Origin of the sequence: Rhizobium laguerreae (genome assembly GCF_019778565.1) — a bacterium.
GTDB lineage: Bacteria > Pseudomonadota > Alphaproteobacteria > Rhizobiales > Rhizobiaceae > Rhizobium > Rhizobium laguerreae.
Window position 1 is genome coordinate 301927 of the sequence record NZ_JAAXQT010000003.1, and the last position, 22257, is coordinate 324183.

Annotated in this window: 15 protein-coding genes; 10 read left to right on the forward strand and 5 right to left on the reverse strand. The window is 62.4% G+C overall.

The window, feature by feature from the left end:
- The first annotated feature begins 170 nt into the window (after positions 1 to 170).
- The 9 genes from ccmI to HFO71_RS12135 all read left to right on the forward strand — a co-directional run bounded on the left by ccmI (position 171) and on the right by HFO71_RS12135 (position 12126).
- A complete protein-coding gene (gene ccmI / locus HFO71_RS12095) occupies positions 171 to 1307 on the forward strand; it encodes a c-type cytochrome biogenesis protein CcmI (RefSeq protein ID WP_420910164.1) in 1137 nt (378 codons plus the stop codon).
- On the forward strand, positions 1304 to 1816 hold the full coding sequence (gene ccmE / locus HFO71_RS12100) for a cytochrome c maturation protein CcmE (RefSeq protein ID WP_077976060.1): 513 nt from the start codon (positions 1304 to 1306) through the stop codon (positions 1814 to 1816). Before ccmI ends, ccmE begins: the two co-directional genes overlap by 4 nt.
- Complete coding sequence (locus HFO71_RS12105) at positions 1813 to 3810, forward strand: heme lyase CcmF/NrfE family subunit (RefSeq protein ID WP_168258190.1); 1998 nt, start codon at positions 1813 to 1815, stop codon at positions 3808 to 3810. Before ccmE ends, HFO71_RS12105 begins: the two co-directional genes overlap by 4 nt.
- Entirely contained in the window at positions 3807 to 4262 is a 456-nt protein-coding gene (locus HFO71_RS12110) for a cytochrome c-type biogenesis protein (protein ID WP_077976062.1), read from the forward strand. Before HFO71_RS12105 ends, HFO71_RS12110 begins: the two co-directional genes overlap by 4 nt.
- Positions 4263 to 4463: 201 nt before the next feature.
- Complete coding sequence (locus HFO71_RS12115) at positions 4464 to 6050, forward strand: Do family serine endopeptidase (protein ID WP_077976063.1); 1587 nt, start codon at positions 4464 to 4466, stop codon at positions 6048 to 6050.
- A 67-nt stretch (positions 6051 to 6117) separates the two neighbouring features.
- On the forward strand, positions 6118 to 6873 hold the full coding sequence (locus tag HFO71_RS12120) for a response regulator transcription factor (protein WP_020485979.1): 756 nt from the start codon (positions 6118 to 6120) through the stop codon (positions 6871 to 6873).
- Positions 6870 to 8282, forward strand: coding sequence for a sensor histidine kinase (locus HFO71_RS12125; RefSeq protein ID WP_077976064.1), 1413 nt, complete (start codon positions 6870 to 6872; stop codon positions 8280 to 8282). The genes HFO71_RS12120 and HFO71_RS12125 overlap by 4 nt, the downstream gene beginning before the upstream one ends.
- Before the next feature lie 136 nt (positions 8283 to 8418).
- Complete coding sequence (locus tag HFO71_RS12130) at positions 8419 to 11376, forward strand: bifunctional [glutamine synthetase] adenylyltransferase/[glutamine synthetase]-adenylyl-L-tyrosine phosphorylase (RefSeq protein ID WP_168258191.1); 2958 nt, start codon at positions 8419 to 8421, stop codon at positions 11374 to 11376.
- Between the two features lie 99 nt (positions 11377 to 11475).
- Positions 11476 to 12126, forward strand: coding sequence for a glutathione S-transferase family protein (locus HFO71_RS12135; RefSeq protein WP_221988136.1), 651 nt, complete (start codon positions 11476 to 11478; stop codon positions 12124 to 12126).
- A 16-nt stretch (positions 12127 to 12142) separates the two neighbouring features.
- On the opposite strand, the gene HFO71_RS12140 is transcribed toward HFO71_RS12135, so the two are convergent.
- The 5 genes from HFO71_RS12140 to HFO71_RS36190 form a co-directional block, all read right to left on the reverse strand.
- Positions 12143 to 13366 (reverse strand): cytochrome b/b6 domain-containing protein, encoded by a 1224-nt coding sequence (locus HFO71_RS12140; RefSeq protein ID WP_077976067.1) that lies wholly within the window; start codon positions 13364 to 13366, stop codon positions 12143 to 12145.
- Between the two features lie 82 nt (positions 13367 to 13448).
- Positions 13449 to 14057 (reverse strand): YceI family protein, encoded by a 609-nt coding sequence (locus HFO71_RS12145; RefSeq protein WP_132610481.1) that lies wholly within the window; start codon positions 14055 to 14057, stop codon positions 13449 to 13451.
- Positions 14058 to 14483: 426 nt separating this feature from the next.
- On the reverse strand, positions 14484 to 16793 hold the full coding sequence (locus tag HFO71_RS12150) for a PAS domain-containing sensor histidine kinase (protein ID WP_077976069.1): 2310 nt from the start codon (positions 16791 to 16793) through the stop codon (positions 14484 to 14486).
- Between the two features lie 192 nt (positions 16794 to 16985).
- Positions 16986 to 19634, reverse strand: coding sequence for an aminopeptidase N (gene pepN, locus HFO71_RS12155; protein WP_168258192.1), 2649 nt, complete (start codon positions 19632 to 19634; stop codon positions 16986 to 16988).
- A gap of 188 nt (positions 19635 to 19822) precedes the next feature.
- Positions 19823 to 20929: a methyl-accepting chemotaxis protein gene (locus HFO71_RS36190; RefSeq protein ID WP_077976071.1), complete on the reverse strand. Its 1107-nt coding sequence runs from the start codon at positions 20927 to 20929 to the stop codon at positions 19823 to 19825.
- A gap of 346 nt (positions 20930 to 21275) precedes the next feature.
- On the opposite strand from HFO71_RS36190, the gene HFO71_RS12165 reads away from it, so the two are divergent.
- The gene (locus HFO71_RS12165) at positions 21276 to 22214 is read left to right on the forward strand and encodes a DMT family transporter (protein ID WP_168258193.1); all 939 of its coding nucleotides are present in this window, start codon (positions 21276 to 21278) and stop codon (positions 22212 to 22214) included.
- The last annotated feature ends 43 nt before the right edge of the window (positions 22215 to 22257 follow it).

Consider the following 22257-nt stretch of genomic DNA (forward strand, 5'->3'; position numbering starts at 1 on the left):
AGAGCGCCGCGCGTCCGACAGGACACGCTAAAGACGCTCTATCACTTTAAATGGCGCATGATCCTTTCCGAAAATCGATTCCGATTCTCGGGGTTATGCGCTAGCCTCAAATCTTCGTCATTCCGGCTTTGGCAGTTGGAATGACGGCGCGCTTCACGTATTTGGGCGACATGCTGTTCTGGATTCTCGTTGCCGTTATGACGGCAGCCCTCGCCGTTATCCTGCTCTACCCCCTTCTGCGCGGAGCGAAGGCGGCGGAGAATATCCGCGCGGGCGAGGCGGCGGTCTATCGCGACCAGTTGCGCGAACTTGACCGCGATCTCAACGGCGGGCTGATCACCCCGGAGGAAGCCGATTACGCCAGGGCGGAAATCGGCCGGCGGCTGATCGCCGTCTCTGCCGATGAGCCGGCTGAGACGGCGAAACCCCCAGGGCATCACCGTTTCACCGAGGCCGTCGTGCTCCTGGTCCTGCCGGTTCTCGGGCTCTGTCTTTATTTGACGACGGGCAGGCCGGACCTGCCCTCGCAGCCGCTGGAAGCGCGGCTGGAAAATCCCGGCAACGACGTGGCGGTGCTGATCACCAAGGCGGAACGGCACCTGGCTGAGAAGCCCGATGACGGCAAGGGCTGGGACGTGCTGGCGCCGATCTATTTCCGCACGATGCGCGTCAACGATGCGCAACTGGCCTATCGCAACGCGATCCGGCTTCTCGGTCCGAGCCCGGCCCGGCTCGACGGGCTTGCCGAGACGTTGATGGCGGTCTCGGACGGCGTGGTGACGGAGGAGGCGCGGCAAGTGCTGGAACAATCGCTGACGCTGGAACCTGACAATCCGCGTGCCCGCTTCTACATAGCCCTCAGCATGGAGCAGGCGGGACGGTCAAAAGAGGCGCGCCAGGCTTTTGAGACTCTGGCAAAACAATCGCCCGCCGATGCGCCCTGGCTGCCGTTGGTCAACGAGCATATCGCCATGAACGGCGGCGCGAAGGCGAGGGTTGATCCGGCTGCCCCGGGCAATCCCACGCAGCAAGATGTGGCGGCGGCCGAGACTATGAGCGCGGGCGACCGGCAGCAGATGATCCGCGGCATGGTCGAGAGCCTCGATGCCAAGCTTAGCGAGGAACCGAACAATTTCGAAGGATGGGTGCGGCTCGTCCGCTCTTATGCCGTATTGAACGACAAGGATCGCGCGGCAGGCGCCCTGAAGCGCGGGCTTGCGGCCTTTCCGCCGCCCGGCGAACAGGGCAGGCAATTGCTGGCGCTTGCCAGGGAACTCGGCATAGCCACGGAGGGAGCGACGCAATGACGCGCAAGCAGAAGCGCCTTGCGGTGATCGGCGGCGGCATGGGCTTCATCATCGCCGCCGTGCTGCTGGTCATGTTCGCCTTCGCCCAATCGGTCGCCTATTTCTACATGCCGGCCGATCTCGCCAAGACGCCGGTGGCGCCGGAAACCCGCATCCGCCTCGGCGGGCTGGTCGGCGAGGGCAGCGTCGTGCGCGGCACAGGCTCGACGGTGGAATTTGCCGTCACCGACGGCAGCACCAATGCCGTGAAGGTCAAATATACCGGTATTCTCCCCGATCTCTTCCGCGAGGGCCAGGGTGTCGTCACCGAAGGCATGTTTGCCACTGGCACGAACGTTTTCGTCGCCGACACCGTGCTTGCCAAGCATGACGAGACCTATATGCCGAAGGATGTGGCCGACAGGCTGAAATCCCAGGGGCTGTGGAAGGAAGGCCAAGGCCAGGAAGGTCCTGGGAAGCAAGGCCCAGGAAAGGAAAGCCAAGCGCAGGAAGTGAAGGCGACGCCATGATCATCGAGATCGGCCATTACGCGCTGGTGCTGGCGCTCGCCACGGCGCTCATCCTTTCCATCGTGCCGGTAATCGGAGCCCGTCGTCACGACCGGGCGATGATGGATGTGGCGACGATCGGCTCGCTGGCAATGTTTGCGCTCGTGGCCTTCTCCTTCGCCGTGCTGACCTATGCCCATGTCGTCTCGGATTTCTCGGTCGAGAACGTCTGGGAGAATTCGCATTCGCTGGTGCCGCTGCTCTATAAATATTCCGGTGTCTGGGGCAATCACGAGGGATCGATGATGCTCTGGCTGTTGATCCTGACACTGTTCAGCGCGCTCGTCGCCGTCTTCGGCCGCAATCTGCCGGAGACGCTCAAGGCCAATGTATTGGCCGTGCAGGCCTGGATTTCGGTCGCCTTCACGCTGTTCATTCTTTTGACCTCCAATCCCTTCCTCCGTCTCGATCCGGCGCCGGCCGAGGGCCGCGATCTCAATCCGGTTCTTCAGGATGTCGGCCTCGCGATCCACCCGCCGCTGCTTTATCTCGGTTATGTCGGCTTCTCCGTCTGCTTCTCCTTTGCCGTCGCTGCCCTCCTGGAAGGACGTATCGACGCCGCCTGGGCGCGCTGGGTGCGGCCCTGGACGCTGGCGGCCTGGACCTTTCTGACGCTTGGCATCGCCATGGGCTCCTACTGGGCCTACTACGAGCTCGGCTGGGGCGGCTGGTGGTTCTGGGATCCGGTGGAAAACGCCTCCTTCATGCCGTGGCTCGCCGGCACCGCACTGCTGCATTCGGCGCTCGTCATGGAAAAGCGCGAGGCGCTGAAGATCTGGACGGTGCTGCTTGCCATCCTCACTTTCTCGCTGTCGCTGATGGGCACCTTCCTGGTGCGCTCCGGCGTGCTGACTTCGGTGCATGCCTTTGCCAGCGACCCCTCCCGCGGCGTCTTCATTCTTTGCATTCTGCTGATCTTCATTGGCGGGGCGCTGTCGCTGTTTGCCTTCCGCGCGCCGAAGCTGTCGGCAGGTGGGCTGTTTGCGCCGATTTCGCGTGAGGGCGCGCTCGTCGTCAACAATCTGATCCTGACGGTTGCCTGCGGCACGGTGCTGACGGGCACGCTCTATCCGCTGCTGTTGGAAACGCTGACCGGCGACAAGATTTCCGTCGGAGCGCCCTTTTTCAACCTGACCTTCGGCCTGCTGATGGCGCCGCTGATCGTCATCGTGCCCTTCGGGCCGATGCTGGCCTGGAAGCGCGGCGATCTGCTCGGCGCCCTGCAGCGGCTCTATGTCGTCGCAGGTCTGGCCTTCCTTGCCGCGCTGGCCTTCTTCTATATCGAACATGGCGGGCCGGTGCTTTCGGTGCTCGGCCTCGCTGCCGGGCTGTTCCTCATCTTCGGTGCGATCGCCGATCTCTGGTATCGGGCCGGCATCGGTAAGGTCGCGGCAAGCCTTGCCTGGCGCCGGCTTTCCGGCCTGCCGCGTTCGGCCTTCGGCACGGCCCTTGCCCATGCCGGGCTCGGCGTCACCGTGCTCGGCATCGTCGCGGTTACGACGTTTGAGACGGAGCACGTCATCGAGATGAAGCCGGGGCAGGTGACCGAGGCCGGCGGTTACAGCCTGCATTTCGACGGCATGCAGCCGGGGACCGGGCCGAACTATACCGAGGACCGCGGCCACTTCACCATCCGCCGCGCCGGTGTCGCAGTTGCCGATACCTGGTCGGCCAAGCGCCTTTACACTGCTCGCCAGATGCCGACGACGGAGGCCGGCATCCTGACCTTCCGGCTCAGTCAGCTCTATGTATCGCTCGGTGACGCCACCAAGGACGGTGGCATCGTCGTGCGCATCTGGTGGAAGCCGTTCATTCTTTGCATCTGGGGCGGAGCGGTGTTCATGGCCTTCGGCGGCCTCGTCTCGCTCAGCGACAGGCGCCTGCGTGTCGGTGCGCCGCGCCGCAAGGCGAAGCCGGCAAGGCCGGCAGCTCCCGCAATGGAGCCGGCGGAATGATGCGGCGTCTGCTCCTCGCTGTCGTTTTGCTGCTGATGGCGGCCCCCGCCTTTGCCGTCAATCCGGACGAGGTGCTGGCCGATCCGGCGCTCGAAGCGCGCGCCCGCGCCCTTTCGGCGGAACTGCGCTGCATGGTCTGCCAGAACCAGTCGATCGACGATTCCAACGCCGATCTGGCCAAGGACCTGCGCCTGCTGGTGCGCGAGCGCATCGCCGATGGCGACAGTGACGAGGCGGTGCTGAGCTATATCGTCTCGCGCTACGGCGAGTTCGTGCTGCTGAAGCCGCGTGTCAGCATGAAGACGGTGCTGCTCTGGGGCGCACCGGTGCTGCTGGTGCTCGCCGGCGGGATGTCACTGCTGGTCTTTGCGCGCAAGAGGGCCGGCAAGCCGACCGGCAGCAAGCTGACGGCAGACGAGCAGGCGAAGTTGAGCGAGCTTCTCAAGAAATAATCGACCAGGCTGGCCGGCAGGCGAGCATTTCTAGCCGCCAGAGAGGCCGGCGGCACGTTTGGCCGAAAACAAACCTTGCAAACATTACGAACTTTTCATTGGCCGGACAGTTCGCAGTAAGGTGCGGCGTCCTATATCTTTCGTCATCGACTGATCCGGCGTCGCCGGTCTGAAGATCTAAGAACAAGAGAAGGTGCTCCAATGCTCAAGAATTTCAACGGACGTCCGTCCCTCGCTACTGTGCTCAAGGCTTCTACCGTCGCCGGTATCACAGCCGCTGTGCTCGCAACCGGCGTTCCGCTCGAAATCACCCGGTCTTATGCCGAAGCTGTCAAGGTTCAGGCGCCTGCCGTTCCGAGCTTCGCCAATGTCGTCGACGCCGTTTCGCCGGCCGTCGTTTCCGTCCGGGTCGAAAACCGCGTCAATCCCGTCTCCGACAACAACAATGACGGCTTCTCCTTCGATTTCAACGGCCGCGGCTTCGACGACCTTCCCGATGATCATCCGCTGAAGCGGTTCTTCAAGCAGTTCGGCCAGGATCCGAATGATCAGCAGGGCCATTCCAGGCGCTTCGGCCAGAACGGCCCGAATGGTGGTCCGGGCGGCAAGGGTCGCCTCCGCCCCGTCGCCCAGGGTTCCGGCTTCTTCATCTCCGAGGACGGCTATATCGTCACCAACAACCACGTCGTTTCTGATGGCCAGGCCTTCGTCGCTGTCACGAATGACGGCACCGAGCTCGATGCCAAGCTGATCGGCAAGGATCCGCGCACCGACCTCGCCGTGCTGAAGGTCGACGGCAAGGGCAAGAAGTTCACCTACGTCAACTGGGCAGACGACAACAACGTCCGCGTCGGCGACTGGGTCGTTGCCGTCGGCAACCCCTTCGGCCTCGGCGGCACGGTCACGGCCGGCATTGTCTCGGCCCGCGGCCGCGATATCGGCTCCGGTCCTTATGACGATTACCTGCAGGTCGATGCCGCGGTAAACCGCGGCAACTCCGGCGGCCCGACCTTCAATCTCAGCGGCGAAGTCGTCGGCATCAACACCGCAATCTTCTCGCCGTCGGGCGGCAGCGTCGGCATCGCCTTCGCCATTCCCGCCTCGACCGCCAAGGATGTCGTCGCCGATCTGATGAAGGACGGCCAGGTCTCGCGCGGCTGGCTGGGTGTGCAGATCCAGCCGGTGACCAAGGATATCGCCGAATCCATCGGTCTCTCCGAGCCGAGCGGCGCCCTTGTCGTCGCCCCGCAGGCCGGATCGCCGGGTGACAAGGCCGGCATGAAGGCCGGCGACGTCGTCACCGCGCTGAACGGTGAGACGATCAAGGATGCGCGTGATCTCAGCCGCCGCATCGGCGCGATGCAGCCGGGCAGCAAGGTCGAGCTTTCGGTCTGGCGCGCCGGCAAGGCCCAGCCTCTCACCGTCGAACTCGGCACGTTGCCGATCGACCAGAAGGATGCGTCCGCCGATGACAGCAATCAGCCGCAGCAGCCTGAGGCACCGGCTTCCGAAAAGGCGCTTGCCGATCTCGGCCTGACGGTCGGCCCGTCTGACGACGGCAAGGGCCTGGCGATAACAGACATCGATCCGAACTCCGACGCCGCTGACAAGGGCATCAAGGAAGGCGAAAAGATCACCTCGGTCAACAACCAGGAGGTCTCCAGCGCCGACGATATCGTCAAGGTGCTGAACCAGGCAAAGAAGGACGGGCGCACCCGCGCGCTCTTCCAGATACAGTCCAATGAAGGAAGCCGTTTCGTAGCGCTTCCGATCAACGGCCAGGGCTGATCCCTAAGACAACTTGGAGCCGTGCGGACGAAACTCCGCGCGGCTCGATTCTTCTGCCTTTTGAAGGATGATCACGATGAGCGCCGCCCCGCAGGAAGATGCTTTGAGCCTTGCCGAAACGCAGCCGGCGGGTAATGTCGGCCGCATGAAGATTCTCATCATCGAAGATGATCTCGAGGCTGCCGCCTACCTCACGAAAGCCTTTCGCGAGGCGGGTATCGTTGCCGATCACGCCAGCGACGGCGAGAGCGGCCTGTTCATGGGGTCGGAAAATACCTACGACGTCATCGTCATCGACCGCATGCTGCCGCGCCGGGACGGGCTTTCCGTCATCAGCGAGTTGCGCCGCAAGGCCATCCATACGCCGGTCCTCATCCTCTCGGCGCTCGGCCAGGTCGATGACCGCGTGACCGGTCTTCGTGCCGGCGGCGACGATTACCTGCCGAAGCCCTATGCCTTCAGCGAGTTGCTGGCACGCGTCGAGGTGCTCGGCCGCCGCAAGGGCACGCCGGATCAGGACGTCGTCTATCGCGTCGGCGATCTCGAACTCGACCGGCTCTCCCATGAGGTGCGCCGCGGCGGCAAGGAGATCCCGCTGCAGCCGCGCGAATTCCGCCTGCTGGAATATCTGATGAAGAATGCGGGCCAGGTGGTGACCCGCACCATGCTGCTCGAAAATGTCTGGGACTATCACTTCGACCCGCAGACCAACGTCATCGACGTTCATGTCTCGCGCCTGCGCTCGAAGATTGAAAAGGACTACAACCAGCCGCTCCTGAAGACCATTCGCGGCGCGGGGTACATGATCAAGGATGAGGGATGAGCCGTTTCAGGGTTCTCTTCAAGTCCACAGCAGTCCGCCTTTCGGCACTCTACATTCTCCTTTTCGCCATCTGCGCCGCGACGCTCGTCTTCTATGTGACGGCGATGTCGGAGCGGCTGCTGACGGGCCAGATCCGCGACGCCGTCAGGCAGGAGGTGGAGCAGGTGCAGCGCGCCTATGACACCGGCGGCATGAACCTTCTCCTGCGCACGATGGAGCGGCGTGCACGCCAGCCTGGAGCCAACCTCTACATCATCGCCGGTCCCTCCGGCGATATTCTCGCCGGCAACGTCGCCTCGGTGCAGCCGGGTGTCTTCGAGGAGATCGGCTGGACCTCCGCGCCCTTCGGCTACCAACGCTATACTGACGGCGGGGGTGTCGAGCGCCGCCACAAGGCAATCGCCAATATTTTCGTGCTCGACAATGGCCTCAGAATCCTGATCGGCCGCGACCTCGGCGACCCCGAGCGTTTCCGTCTGCTGGTGCGCCAGGCGCTGATGGTGGCCTTGGCGATCATGGGGCTCGGCGCCATCATCATCTGGTTCGGCATCGGCCGCAACGCGCTGAAACGCATTGACCGCATGTCGGATGCCAGCAAGAAGATCATGGCCGGCGACCTGTCGCAGCGCCTGCCGGTGGGCGGATCCGGCGATGAATTCGACCGCTTGTCGATGTCGCTGAATACCATGCTGGAGCGCATCGAGAAGCTGAACGAGGGACTGCGGCAGGTCTCCGACAACATCGCCCACGATCTCAAGACGCCGTTGACGCGGCTGCGCAACAAGGCGGCCGATGCGCTCGGTGTCGCCGATGGCGAGGCGCGGCGCACCGCGCTGGAAGGCATCATTTCCGAATCGGACCAGTTGATCCGCACCTTCAACGCGCTGTTGATGATCTCCCGCGTCGAGGCCGGATCGGTCGCCGCCGAGATGTCGCCGGTGGAGCTTTCGGCCATCGTCGCCGACAGCGCCGAGCTTTACGAGCCGGCGGCGGAGGAGGCCGGGCTCGGCCTCAGCTCCAGCATCGAGCCGGATGTCGAGGTGCAGGGCAATCGAGAGCTGATCGGCCAGGCAATCTTCAATCTGCTCGACAATGCCATCAAATATTCCTCCGATACGGAAGGGGCGGGCAAGGTATCGCTGAAGCTTTCCCGCCGCCCGGATGGCATCTGCCTTTCGGTCGCCGACCATGGGCCGGGCGTTCCGGCCGACAGGCGCGACGACGTGGTGAAGCGCTTCGTCCGCCTCGATGAAAGCCGCTCGAAGCCGGGAACGGGGCTCGGGCTTTCGCTGGTGGAAGCGGTGATGGAGCTGCACAACGGCCGGTTGGAACTCTCCGATACCGATCCCGACAAACCTGAAAAGCGCGGATTGACCGTCAGCATGATCTTCCCCGCCAAGGCTGCCTGAGCTTTTCCGCCGAAATACGATGGGTTGAATCGTATATTGGCGGTTTGCCGCCAAGACCCTAGTTTAATGCCGGTCGAAGGAGGCGTTTCCGCGATTCTGCGGGACCGTTCCTTAGGCGCTAAAGCAGGGAGAGCGCATGCTGACGAAATCGACGCATGGCCTGAAGGATGTGGCCGAAGGGCTGCTACGTCCGCTGAACCAGACGGAGTTGAAGCTGGCGTTGGCCGACCTCCAGGAGGCCGGCGGACACGAGCCGTCGGTGGCGGCGATGCTGAAGACGGAAGGCCCGCTTCGCGATTTCATTGCGGCCGTGCTGACGCTGTCGCCCTATCTGCGCGAAATCGTCAATCTCGATCCCGCTATCCTCGCTGGTGCCATCACCCAGCCGCTGGAGCCGCAGATCGAGGCGCTGGTCGCCGAGGCGCGGCGCTGCTGGCGGCCAGACGAGGAGGGTGCTGCACCTGCCGAATCCGTAGTGATGAGCAGGCTGCGCATCATCAAGCGCAAGATGGCCTTCCTCGTTGCATTCGCCGATCTCGCGCGCATCTTCGACGGCCGGGCGACGACGGCCTGGCTGAGCGAGCTCGCCGAAGCGTCGGTTGCCGCCGCGATCGACCATCTGCTGCTGGCGGCGCATGAGGGTGGAAAACTCAGGCTGCGGGATCTGGCGGCGCCGAGCGAAGGGTCCGGGCTGATCGTGCTCGGCATGGGCAAACTCGGCGCAAGCGAACTCAACTATTCCTCCGATATCGACCTCGTCGTCTTCTTCGACGAACAGGTAGGCATCGTGCCCGACCCGGATGATGCGATCGAGGTCTTCCCGAGGATGATGCGGCGGTTGGTGCGCATCCTGCAGGAGCGGACAGCCGATGGCTACGTCTTCCGCACCGATCTCAGATTGCGACCCGATCCCGGTTCGACGCCGCTGGCGATCCCGGTCGATGCGGCGATGATCTATTACGAGGGCAGGGGCCAGAACTGGGAACGGGCGGCTTTCATCAAGGCGCGCGCCGTTGCCGGCGACCTCAAGGCTGGCGGCGATTTCCTGCGCGGGCTCGCCCCTTTCGTCTTCCGCAAATATCTCGATTACGCGGCGATTGCCGATATCCATTCGATCAAGCGGCAGATCCATGCGCATAAGGGCCACGGCGCCATTGCGGTCAAGGGTCACAACGTCAAGCTCGGCCGCGGCGGCATTCGCGAGATCGAATTCTTCGTCCAGACGCAGCAGCTGATTGCCGGCGGCCGCATGCCGGCATTGCGTGGCAGGGCGACGGAGGGGACGCTCGGTGAGCTCACCAAGGCGAAATGGATCGACGCGGAGACCCGCGACGAACTGACGGAGGCCTACTGGTTCCTGCGCGATGTCGAGCATCGCATCCAGATGGTGCGCGACGAGCAGACCCACCTGTTGCCGGAAACGGATGCCGACCTGAAGCGCATCGCCTTCATGATGGGCTTTTCCGACACGCCGAGCTTCTCCGAACGGCTGGTCGGCGTGCTGAAGACGGTCGAGCGGCGTTATGCCCACCTCTTCGAGCAGGAGAGCAGGCTTTCCACCGACACCGGAAATCTCGTCTTCACCGGTCAAGGCGACGACCCGGATACGCTGGAGACGTTGAAGAGGCTCGGTTTTACCAGGCCGTCCGATATTTCCCGCATCATCCGCACCTGGCACTACGGCCGCTACCGCGCGACGCAATCGGTCGAGGCGCGTGAAAGGCTGACGGAGCTGGCGCCGGAGCTCCTGCGGGTCTTCGGCGAAAGCAAGCGCGCCGACGAGGCGCTGCTGCGCTTCGACAGTTTCATCTCCGGCCTTCCCTCCGGCATCCAGCTGTTCTCGCTGCTCGGCAGCAACCCGGCGCTGCTGTCGCTGATCGTCAACATCATGTCCTCGGCACCCCGGCTTGCCGAGGTGATCGCCGCCAAGCCGCATGTCTTCGACGGCATGCTCGATCCGGGCCTGATGGCCGAGCTGCCGACGCGTGATTATCTCGGCGAACGGCTGAAGGGCTCGCTTGCCCAGGCGCGCCACTATGAAGAGGTGCTCGACCGGCTGCGCATCTTCGCCGCCGAGCAGCGCTTCCTGATCGGCATCCGCCTGCTTACAGGCGCGATCAACGGCGTGATGGCCGCACGCGCCTTTACGCATCTCGCCGACCTCGTCATTGCGGCGGCACTCGATGCCGTGGTCGGCGAGATGCGGGCAGCACACGGCGACTATCCTGGCGGGCGCATCGCGGTCGCCGGCATGGGCAAGCTCGGCAGCTTCGAGCTGACGGCCGGTTCCGACGTCGATCTGATCCTGCTCTATGATTATGACGATGCGGCTTCCGAATCCGACGGGCCGAAGCCGCTCGATGCGACGCGTTACTTCACCCGCATCACCCAGAGACTGATGGCCGCCTTGTCGGCGCCGACCGCCGAAGGCGTGCTCTATGAGGTCGACATGCGGCTGCGCCCATCCGGCAACAAGGGGCCGGTCGCCACCCGCATCAATGCCTTCGGCAAGTATCAGCGCGAAGAGGCATGGACCTGGGAACATATGGCGCTCAGCCGCGCCCGGCTGATTTGCGGCAATGAGAGCCTGATCGCCGAAGCGGAACATATCGTCCGCGAGGTGCTGTCGGCCGATCGCGATATTGCCAAGGTGGCGCATGATGTCGCCGAGATGCGCGCATTGATCGACACGGAAAAGCCGCCCTCCGGCCCGTGGGACCTGAAGCTCATTCCCGGCGGCGTCATCGACCTCGAATTCATCGCCCAGTATCTCGCACTGATCGCGCCGACCAGGGGCGTCGGCATTGCCGTCAATGGGATGAGCACCGGCGAGGCCCTGAAGGTGCTTGGCGACCCGCTGATGGTGACGTCCGATCTCGACATATGTCTCGAGGCCTTCGCGCTTTATACCGGACTTTCGCAGCTGATCCGCCTCTCCATCGACGGCCTGTTCGATCCGAAAGAAGCACCGGCGGGCCTCGTCGAACTCGTCTGCCGCGCCGGCGACTGCCCTGACATCAAGACGCTGGAAGCGGAGGTGAAGCGGCTGTCGAAAGCGGTTCGGAAAATATTCCTGAATGTCGTGAAAGCCTGATCTCACATCAGATGGAACGACCGCAGGATTATCTCGAGCATGGCCTGTCGGATTCTCGTTTAGCCGGTCGTCTTCAGGACAAAGCTATGGAGAACACCAATGCCGATTACCATTACCGCCTTTGAACGGTCGCCCGATCGCGGCAAGGGTCTGGCGCGTGACATGCGCGTTCGCTGGGCGCTCGAGGAAGTGGGCCAACCTTACGACGTTCGTCTTGTTTCGTTCAAGACGATGAGAGAACCCGCGCATCTCGCACTTCAGCCTTTCGGGCAGATCCCGACCTATGAAGAAGGCGATCTCGCTTTATTCGAGTCCGGCGCCATCGTCTTCCATATTGGCGAGCGCCATGCGGGCCTGCTGCCGGACGACGCGAATGCCCGGGCACGCGCGCTTACATGGATGTTTGCCGCGCTCAACACCGTGGAACCACCGATCTTCGACCGCGCGCTCGCCATGATCCTCGAGCGCGACAAGCCTTGGTACGACCATCGCCTTTCCGCCGTTGAGGACAGCATCCGGAAACGGCTGACCGACCTCTCCCGCCGTCTTGGCGATGCCGACTGGCTCGATGGTGCGTTCAGCGCCGGTGACCTGCTGATGGTGTCGGTGCTGCTCAGGTTGAAGGGATCTGCTATACTGGAGGAATATCCGAACCTCTCCGCCTATGTCGCCCGCGGCGAAGCGCGGCCGGCATACAAGCGTGCTTTCGCCGCTCAGCTGGCCGTTTTTACCGCCGCATCGGCCGGCTGACGAACGACTTTCCGGCTTAGCTCGTCGGCGCTGACGGCGTCGCTTCGAGCTTGAAGGTTACGCGGATAACCTTGTCGAGCCATTCACCCTTTCCGTCATTCTGCACGCCAAGTCCAAGGGCCAGACGATCCAGCTCCGCCGTGCCGGCAACGATGGCCCGTCCCGCCCCATCGCGCTGCATCGTAAACGGGACCGACACAGGCACCGTCACACCGCGGACAAGGGCATTGCCCTTGCCGAAATAGGCCTCGCCCGCAGTTTCGAAATGGTCGAGCACAACCTCCACCAGCGGATGGGTGGTCGTCTGCAGGCCGTCGTCGCCGCCGATATTGGGCCTGACGAATGAATTATCGAAATCGATGGAGGCGGCGTCTATGGCAATCCGCGCCTTGGCGGCGCCAAGATTGTCCGGATCGAATTCGATGAATGCGTCCCATTTTCCGATCGTGCCGGCAGTCGGCGTTCCGGAAAAATTGATCGTGTAGGTCAGTGCAGACTTCGTTTTATCGATCACCCAGCCGGATGGCGATGCTTCAGTCGATCCAAGGTCCGCGGCATTGACGGATGCGGTGCCGCCCGTTCTGGAGATCAACAGTCCGCCGGCGATAAAGCACAGTGCCAGAACGACGGAGACCAGCACGCCGATTGCGGAGGAGGGCATCCGGCGCAGCCAGCCAACAGGCATCATTCGCGAAAAGGACGGCATCCGATCGATCACCGAATGCTTGAGCGCCCCGGCCACATGCAGAACCAGAAGCAACCCGAAACCATAGGCCAGAATGACATGCGCATTCTCGGACGCGGCCTCAACCGTTGCGCGCATCCAGACCGGAATGGGCAGATGTGGCCAGACCAGAGTATCGGAGAGAAACAGAAGGGTGGGAATCCCTGTAGAGGACGCCGACACCAGCAGCCAGCCGGTCAAAGGCACGACCAGCATCAGCGCATAGAATAGTGCATGGACGATGCCGGCCGCGACCTGTTCTTCCCGTCTCATCGGCGCATGCGCGGGCGGCGTGTGGAACAGGCGCCAGGCGATGCGGGCGATCGTCAAGGTTAGGATCGCGATGCCGAAAGTCTTGTGCCACTGGAACATCGCAAAACGCAGCGTATCTGGGACGCTCTCCACGCGGCTCATCAGAAAACCCATGGCCAGCTGAGTCAGGATGAGCGCAGCGATGAGCCAGTGCAGGATCATAGCACCCATACTGTAGGCCCGTACCGAATGTGTAGCTGACATGGATGACTTCCGGTCGTCTCAATGGGAACGCAAAAGAGCCGGCGCAACCCGACGATGTCGGGGCTGCACCGGCAACGAACATCTACTGAGCGACGAATTCGGTTTCGATCGTCAGTTTGACGTCGTCGCTGACAGGACCGACCAAAGCGGCAACGCCGAAATCGGAGCGCTTGATCACGCCGGTTGCTGAAAAGCCGACGGTCGGCTTCTTGGACATCGGGTGCGGGTTGAGCGCTGCGTTCAGGGTAACGTCGAGCGTAACGGGCTTGGTGACGCCGTGGAACGTCAAGTCACCGGTGACGGTTCCGGTCTTGCCGTCCTTGACGTCGATGGCCGTGGAAACGAAAGTGATCTGGTTGAACTTGGCCGCATCAAAGAACATTTCACCGGCAATCTCTGCATCAAAGCTCTTGTCGCTTGCCGGATAGTTCGTGCTGACCGAAGCCGGATCGATGGTTGCCGTGAGTTTCGACTTCGTAACGTCCGCAGGGGCGAGCTCGAGCGTCGCAGAGATCTTGTCGAAGCGGCCGATATAGTTGGAAAGGCCGAAATGGACGACGCTCCACAGAACGTTGGTATGGGTCACATCCGCCCGGTAGGTGCCGGCAGGAACATCGATCGTCTGCGCATATGCAGTGGAGGACGCAAGTGCCAGGACACCGGCAACGAGGGCGGACTTAATGGAAAACATCGCTGATCCTTGAATTGTTTTGACAGCACATTGCGTGCAGCATTTCCCTAGCGGGTGCTCAGCCCTCCCGAAACAGCGACGAACTGTTCGACATTTGTTGACAATCACTTGAGGGACGATAAGCTTTTGTTTAAAAAAGACAAATTCACGAGATCAAGGGGTAGCAATGAAAAGTGAGGAGGGCGTGATCGCCGTTTTTGCGCTGCTTTTCTGAGAAGCGGTCCGCGTCAACCGCTGGCCGGACTTGAAGTCTACATGCCAGTGCAACCTGCTGTCGTTGCCATCACCAAAGTGGGCGATGGCAAGATTGCCGTTTGACGGCATCACTCGGCGTCGAGCCGCAATGAAGGGCTGTGGCTGCCAGCTAGCTGTGAAGACCAGTTAGGGGCCGGGATGAGCGCATCATTCGGGCCCTTTGTCCGACACCTAAATATCGTCGGGAATGCGCAGCGAGATCACGGTGCCGACCGCTTCGCGTGAGCGGATCTTCATGCGGCCGCCATGCAGCAAGGTCAGCGAGCGGGAGATGGCGAGCCCGAGGCCGGAGCCACCCTTGCTCTTGGCATATTGGCTCTGCACCTGCTCGAAGGGCTGGCCGATCTTCGACAGCGCCGAGCGTGGAATGCCGATGCCAGTGTCGGCGATGGTGACGACGACAGCGCCGTCGACGCGGCGAGTGCGCACCGCGATGCGACCGCCATTGTCGGTGAACTTCACCGCATTGGAGAGCAGGTTGAGCAGCACCTGTTTCATCGCGCGGCGGTCGGCCATCAATGTCAGGCCGGAGCAGATGCGCTGTTCGATGACGATGTTCTTTTCAGCCGCGGGCATGGCGGTGAAGCGCAGGCTTTCCTCGATCAGCGGCACAAGATCGATGCGCTCGCAATGCAGCCTGACATGGCCGGCTTCGATCTTCGACATGTCGAGAATGTCGTTGATGACGTTGAGCAGATGTTTGCCGCTGTCATGGATATCGCGGGCATATTCGTCGTATTTCAGCGAGCCGAGCGGCCCGAACATCTGGTTCTGCAGAATTTCCGAGAAGCCGAGGATGGCGTTGAGCGGCGTGCGCAGCTCATGCGACATGTTGGCGAGGAATTCCGATTTCGCCTTGTTGGCAGCCTCGGCGCGTTCCTTCTCCGCCTGGTAGTTGGCGTTGGCCGTCGAAAGCTCGGATTTCTGGATCTCCAGCGTCTGGCGCGAGGCGGAAAGATCGCCGATCGTCGCCATCAGCCGGCGTTCGGATTCGCGCAGCCGCTCCTGATGACGTTTCATCAGCGTGATGTCGGTTCCGACCGAGACCCTGCCGCCGTCGCGGGTGCGCCGCTCGTTGATCTGCAGCCAGCGCTCGTCGGCAAGCTGCACCTCCGTCGTACGCGAATAGCCGGAGCCGTCGGCATCGGAAATCCGCCGTTCGATGACAGGCCGGGCGGCGGCGGCATTGACGGTCGAGCGCTCGGTGCCGGGCACGAGCACGCTGTCCGGCAGGCCATAGGCCTGCTGGAAATGCGTGTTGCACATGACCAGCCGATCGTTCTTGTCCCAGAGCACGAAGGCTTCCGAGGTGCATTCGATGGCGTCGGCCAGGCGTTGGTCGGCTTCTGCGTAGCGCTGGGCGAGCCGATGCTGTTCGGTCACGTCCATGGCGATGCCGATCAGGTGCATACGGCCGGAATTGCTGCGGATCACCTGGGCGCGCGCCCGCATCCAGACATAGTGGCCGCCGGCATGGCGCATGCGGAAGATCTGGTCGACCTGGGCGGAAGCGCCCTTGCCGATGACGCGCGCGATCTCGTAGAGCCCGCCGTCATCGGGATGCATCAGCCGCGCGGCGTCGCCGAAGCCCATCGTCTTGTCGGAGCCCGGCAGGCCGAGCATGTCGTACATTGAGCGCGACCAGAAGAATTCGCGGCTCTCGAAATCGAAATCCCAGAGGCCGCAGCGGCCGCGCGACAGCGCCGTCTCCACGCGCAGGTTCGATTCCACGAAGATGTCGTCGGCGTCGCGGGCGCGCTTCACCTGGGTGTAATAGGCATAGAGGATGACGAGCAGGATCGAGGAGATGCCGGCAAACAGCGTGACGTTGAGGGCCAGTTCCTCGCGCCAGAGCCGGCCGACCTCGTCGAGCGAGGTGGCGGCGATGATATAACCACCGGCATTGCCCATCAGCGTGATCTCGGCATAATAGGGCACGCCGCCGATCGTCGTTTCGATGACGCCGGTGCGGTCGCCGAAACGGCGGATCGCCGAAACCTCGGGGAAGAAGTCAGCGACATTGCTACCCACATGCGAAAGCCCGGCGGTGGTCGCGCCAAAAACCTTGCCGCTTGCCTGCACCAGCAGCACGAAAGCGCCGCTGTCCAGCCGGTCCTGCGGCAGGTATTTGGCGAGGCGGGCCTGCGCCCCGGTGATATCGCCGCTGTCGAAGATGTCGGCCGCATCGGCAAACACCGCAGAGGCGGTCGCCGCCGAAAGTGCGGTGGCATGGCGTGCCGAGGCCTCCAGGCGCCCATATTCGCTCATCATGCCAAAGAAATGCGAGGCGGCGACGACGGAGAGGAAGGCGACGATCAGCGCCGGGATGGCCCGCTTCAAGACCAACTCGGCCTTCGGCAGATAACGGAGAAGTGGTTCCGATGTCGCGTGGCCCGAAAGGCTGTCGCGCCAGGCTTTCAGCCCGTCAAAATCGACACGCAGCCGTCCACCGGCCACGGTTGCCCGCCGCACGTCCATCATCTCTTCGCCTTGTCCCTCATGTGATTCGCGCGCCGCTCGCTCGAACCTGACCTAGAGAATCATGGGTGATTCGCCTTGTCCAGAGGCAAAGGTAAAAATCCGTTAACTATTTATAATTTCGGGTTTTTCCAGGTGATTCGAGGTTCCGGGCGACCGGCCGCCGAATTTCTCCTGATGGCCGGTCGAATCAAATTACCCTTTAAGCGTGCGCTCGACGATATCGCGCACGTCGGTCGAAAGATCGGCGGCCCGCTCGATCTCGATCAGCGCCGAACGGGCGTGATCGGCACGCACGGGTTCGAGCGACCGCCAGGAGCGCATCGAGGTGAGGATGCGGGCGGCAAGCTGCGGGTTGCGCCCGTCGATATCGAGAATCTGATCCGCGAGGAAACGATAGCCTTCGCCGTCGGCGCGGCCGAATCCGGTCGGGTTGGCAAAGGCGAAGGTGCCGACCAGCGACCGCATCCGGTTCGGATTGGTGCGCTTGAAGAGCGGATCGTCCATCAGCGCGCGGACCCGTCCCAGGGTTTTTGCGCCCGGAATGCCGGCCTGGATCGCGAACCATTTGTCGATGACGAGCGCATTTTCCGCAAAGCGGTCACGGAAGGTGGCGAGCGCCTCGCTCGTCTCCGCGCTGTCGGGAAAACGATGGGCGAGGATCGTCAGCGCATGGCTGAGATCGGTCATATTGTTGGCCGCATCGAAGGCGGCCTTGGAGCGGGCCGGCGTCTGTTCGGCATGCGAGAGGTAGGTGAGGGCGCTATTGCGCAGCGCCCGCAGGCCGGCGCTTTTCGCATCCGGATTGAAATCGCCCGTTGTCGTCATCGCTGCGTAGAGGCCGGCAAAGACATCCTTTCCGGCATCGGCGATCTGTTTCAGGACCGCCTGCCGGCCGGCATGGATGGCATCGGGATCGTTGTTGCCACCGAGTTCGCGGGCGATATCGGATTCGCTCGGCAGAGCCAGCGCCTGGGCGCGGAAGGCGGGCTCGAGGCTCTCGTCGGCGGCGGCGGCAATCAGCGTCTCGACGAAGGTCGCCTCGCAGACGACAGGCTTGCCCTCGCGGGCGTCGCGAGCCGCTTTCAGGAGGTTCGGTAGCGCCAGATCGGTCAATGCCTGCCAGCGGGCGAAATGATCGGTCTCATGGCGGGCGAGATGCGCAAGATCGGCCGGGCTCTGATCGAAATGCAGGTTGATCGGCGCCGAGAAGCTGCGGTTGATCGAAACGACCGGCCGCGAGCCAATGCCATGGAACACGGCCGTCTGCGTGCGGCCCGTGAGATGCAGCACCTCGCCGGCATATTCCGCGCCGTCGACCGAGGTCGGCTCGATCCTGCCGCCGTTTTCGCCAAACAGCGCGAGGCTGAGCGGGATATGCATCGGCTCCTTGCTCGGCTGGCCGGGCGTTGCCGGGATCATCTGTTCGAGCGACAGGGTGAAGCTGCCGGCCGCCGCATCATAGCTGCCCGATGCGGTGACGAGCGGCGTGCCGGCCTGATGGTACCAGAGCGAAAATTGTGTGAGGTCGCGTCCGCTTGCATCCTCGAAGCATTTGACGAAATCCTCGATCGTCACGGCCTCACCGTCATGGCGGTCGAAATAGAGGTCCATGCCTTTCTTGAAGCCGTCCTTGCCGAGCAGAGTCGCGATCATGCGCGTGACTTCGCTGCCCTTTTCGTAGACGGTCGTCGTGTAGAAATTATTGATCTCACGATATGTCGTCGGCCGCACCGGATGGGCGAGCGGGCCGCCATCTTCCGGGAACTGCTCCGATTTCAGGTGGCGCACTTCTGCGATGCGCTTGACGGCGCGCGAGCGCTGGTCGGAAGAGAATTCGTGGTCGCGATAAACAGTCAGGCCTTCCTTGAGACACAGCTGGAACCAGTCGCGGCAGGTGATGCGGTTGCCGGTCCAATTGTGGAAATATTCATGCGCGATGATCGTCTCGATATTGGCATAATCGGCATCGGTGGCGATCTCTGGATCGGCAAGCACGTATTTGTCGTTGAAGACGTTGAGGCCCTTGTTCTCCATCGCGCCCATGTTGAAATCGGAGACGGCGACGATCATGAAGATGTCGAGATCGTATTCGCGGCCGAACCTCTCTTCGTCCCACTTCATCGAACGTTTCAGCGCGTCCATGGCATAGGCTGCGCGCGGCTCCTTGCCGTGCTCGACATAGATTTTCAGCACCACCTCACGGCCGGACATGGTCGTGAACGTGTCTTCGACGACGCCGAGATCGCCGGCGACGAGTGCAAAGAGATAGCTCGGCTTCGGATGCGGGTCGAACCAGGCGGCGAAATGCTTGCCGGGGCCGTAGCCGGCGCCGCCGAGGAAGTTGCCGTTCGACAAAAGCAGCGGGTTGGCGTCCTTATCGGCGATGATGTTAACCGTGAACGGCGCAAGCACGTCGGGCCGGTCGGGGAAATAGGTGATGCGGCGGAAACCCTCCGCCTCGCACTGCGTGCAGTAGATGCCGCCGGTGCGGTAAAGGCCCATCAGCTTGGTGTTGGCCTCAGGGTTGATGACGGTGGTGATCGTCAGTTCGAAGGGCGCGCTTTCCGGCAGGTCGCGCACCGTCAGGCTTTCTGGTGTTGCGTCGTAACGCGAAGCGTCCAGTTCCATCTGGTCCAACAGCAGCCCCGACAGCGTCAGTTCGTCGCCGTCGAGAACGATCGGCGCTGCAGGATCGGTGCCCGGGCGACGATGAAAGATCAGACGCGCCTCGACCTTTGTCTCCGTCGGGTCGAGTTCGAAGGTCAGGTCCACACGTTCCAGCACGAAGTCGGTGGGACGGTAATCTGCCAGATGAATGACCTGGCCGGTATCTGTTCGCATGGTGTTTCCTGAAGACCGTTATTTGATAACCGCGGAATACAGAGGCGGGCGCACTCTGCCATAAATTTTGCCGGGAATGATTACATTAAAGTCTGAACTAAACTTAAAGCAAATTGCCCGCGAACACCAAGTTCGCGGGCAAAATATCTTATTGGACATGGATGAACGCCACCGGCGCAAGATGAGTGCTACTTAAGATTGAGGGCGGCCTTGATCGTCGCGTCGTTTTCCGTCTGCTGCACGACGACGCCGTACCAGCCGAGCCCGTCGTAATCCTCGTAGCCGAGGGTGCGCGCGAAGGCGACGATCGAGCCGTTATTGTCGTAGTAGCTGCCTTTCCCCTGGCCGGACGGATTGGCGAGCGCAAAATGGGAAAAGAGCAAGGCGGGATTGGTGGTAGCGATGACCCGGCTCTTGCCGTCGAGCAGCATGACCGTCGTTTTTTCCGCCAGCTGCGGTGGCAGGTTCGCCTCCTTCTCGACGATCGCCTGGCCCTGGTTCTGCCAGTCGAAATAGACGCCGAGCGTGCCGACCAGCCGCCCGTCGAGCTTGCCTTCTTCGCGGATGCCTGTGGCATAAACGAGCGCATGCCTGGCGTCGTGGAGCGGGCTCGCTTTGACATCGTCGACGATATAAGCGTCGCCGGAGGAGCAGGCCGATGCCGCGCGGAACCATGGATCGCCGGCCAGGCTCGTGCCTGCGATCTTGCGCTGGAACTTGGGATTGGCGGATGCGATCACCTTGCCCGAGAGATCGGTCATGACGAGATCGAGATAGACCGTGTAGAAGCGGTTGATGGCGCCGAGACGCTCCGCCGCAAAGGCGACGGATTCACGAGCCGGGTTCTGCAGCGCCTGCCAGAGCGCTGGATCCGTCGCCCACCAGCGCACATCGGCCGTGCGCTCGAAGAGGTTGCGGACGATGAGCTGCACCAGTGTCTGCGCCAGATCCGTGAGGCGAACGCCCTCCATCTCCTCGACCAGCGAATCGGCCATGGCGCGGCTGAGGCCGATGCGGCCGAGCACGTTGCTCTCGAACCTGCCGGTAATGTCGGTTGCGATCTGCGCCAGCCGCTGCACCTCGTTGGCAACGACGGCAAAGCCCTTTCCGGTCTCGCCGGCCCTGGCCGCCTCGATCAGCGCATTGATCGCCAGCAGCTTGATCTGCTTGACGATATGGGTGTTGTCGGCGCTGAAGCGCTCGAGGTCGGTGCTGATGCCGTCGGTGACGACGCGCATGGAGCGCGGTGTCGCATTCTGCGACTGGGCAATGGTTTCGGCGCTAAGCGGCTTCATCAAATGGGATCCTGAAAGGAGCGGGCAATTGTTTGTGCGGTGAAGAAAATTTCGAGATCAGCGATAAAAACGATGCTTGCCTATGGTTTTCAATTGGTTAACGCCGAGCGCCGGGAGATGAACATTTTGGGGGTAAATGGCTCAAATAGGGAAATTTCAGCGCGGTGACGCGCATGCAGCACGGTTGAGCCCGCGGCTGACGGCGATTCTGTGATTCTCTCATATTGCTTGCGGTTTTTTCGCCAATCGGGCTTTTCTTTCGCTACGGTGGGCGACGTCACCTGCTGCGTTCCCGAGTCGAACGCGTCTCCCCGTTCCGGTTAAGTCAGTATCAAGAGCCAGGATCATGCACTCGGTTCTCAGAAACCCGATGAGAGGCATTGCGCTGAAGGTCTCGTCGGTCGTGGTCTTCCTGGCCATGCAGACCTTCATCAAGCTGGCGGGCTCAGACATCCCGCCGGGGCAGGTCACCTTCTGCAGGTCGTTCTTCGCGCTGTTCCCGATCATGGCCTATCTGGCCTATAACAGGCAGTTGCGCGCCGCCTTCTACACCGCCAATCCAATCGGTCACCTGAAGCGCGGTACGATCGGCATCTTGTCGATGGCTTTCGGTTTCTACGGCCTGCTGCATCTGCCGCTGCCGGAGGCGATCGCGCTTGGCTATGCGCTGCCGCTCGCCGCCGTCATCTTCGCTGCTGTTTTTCTCGGCGAGACCGTGCGCATCTATCGCTGGAGCGCCGTCCTGGTCGGTATCGTCGGCGTCGCCATCGTTTCCTGGCCGAAACTCACGCTGTTTCGCGACGGCGGCATGGAAGCAGAACAGGCCGTCGGTGCGCTCTGCGTGCTGCTCTCGGCCGTTCTCGGCGGCGTGGCGATGATCCAGGTGCGCCGCCTCGTCGAGGAAGAGAAGACGGCGACGATCGTGCTTTATTTCTCGATCACCGCCTCGGTCTTCTCGCTGGCTTCTCTTCCCTTCGGCTGGCTCATCCTGGCATGGCCGACGGCGCTCTATCTGATCGCCGCCGGTTTTTGCGGCGGCGTCGCGCAGATCCTGCTGACGGAAAGTTACCGCCATGCCGACGTCTCCACCATCGCGCCGTTCGAATATACTTCGATCCTGCTCGGCGGCATTGTCGCCTACTTCGTCTTCGGTGACGTGCCGAGCGTGACCATGCTGATCGGCACCGTCATCGTCGTCGCCGCCGGCATCTTCATCATCTATCGCGAGCATCGGCTGGGCATCGAGCAGAGAGAGGCGCGCAAGGCCACGACGCCGCAAGCCTGACGCCTGCAAGCGTATGTTCATCAAGGTTTTAACGCAGGGATTG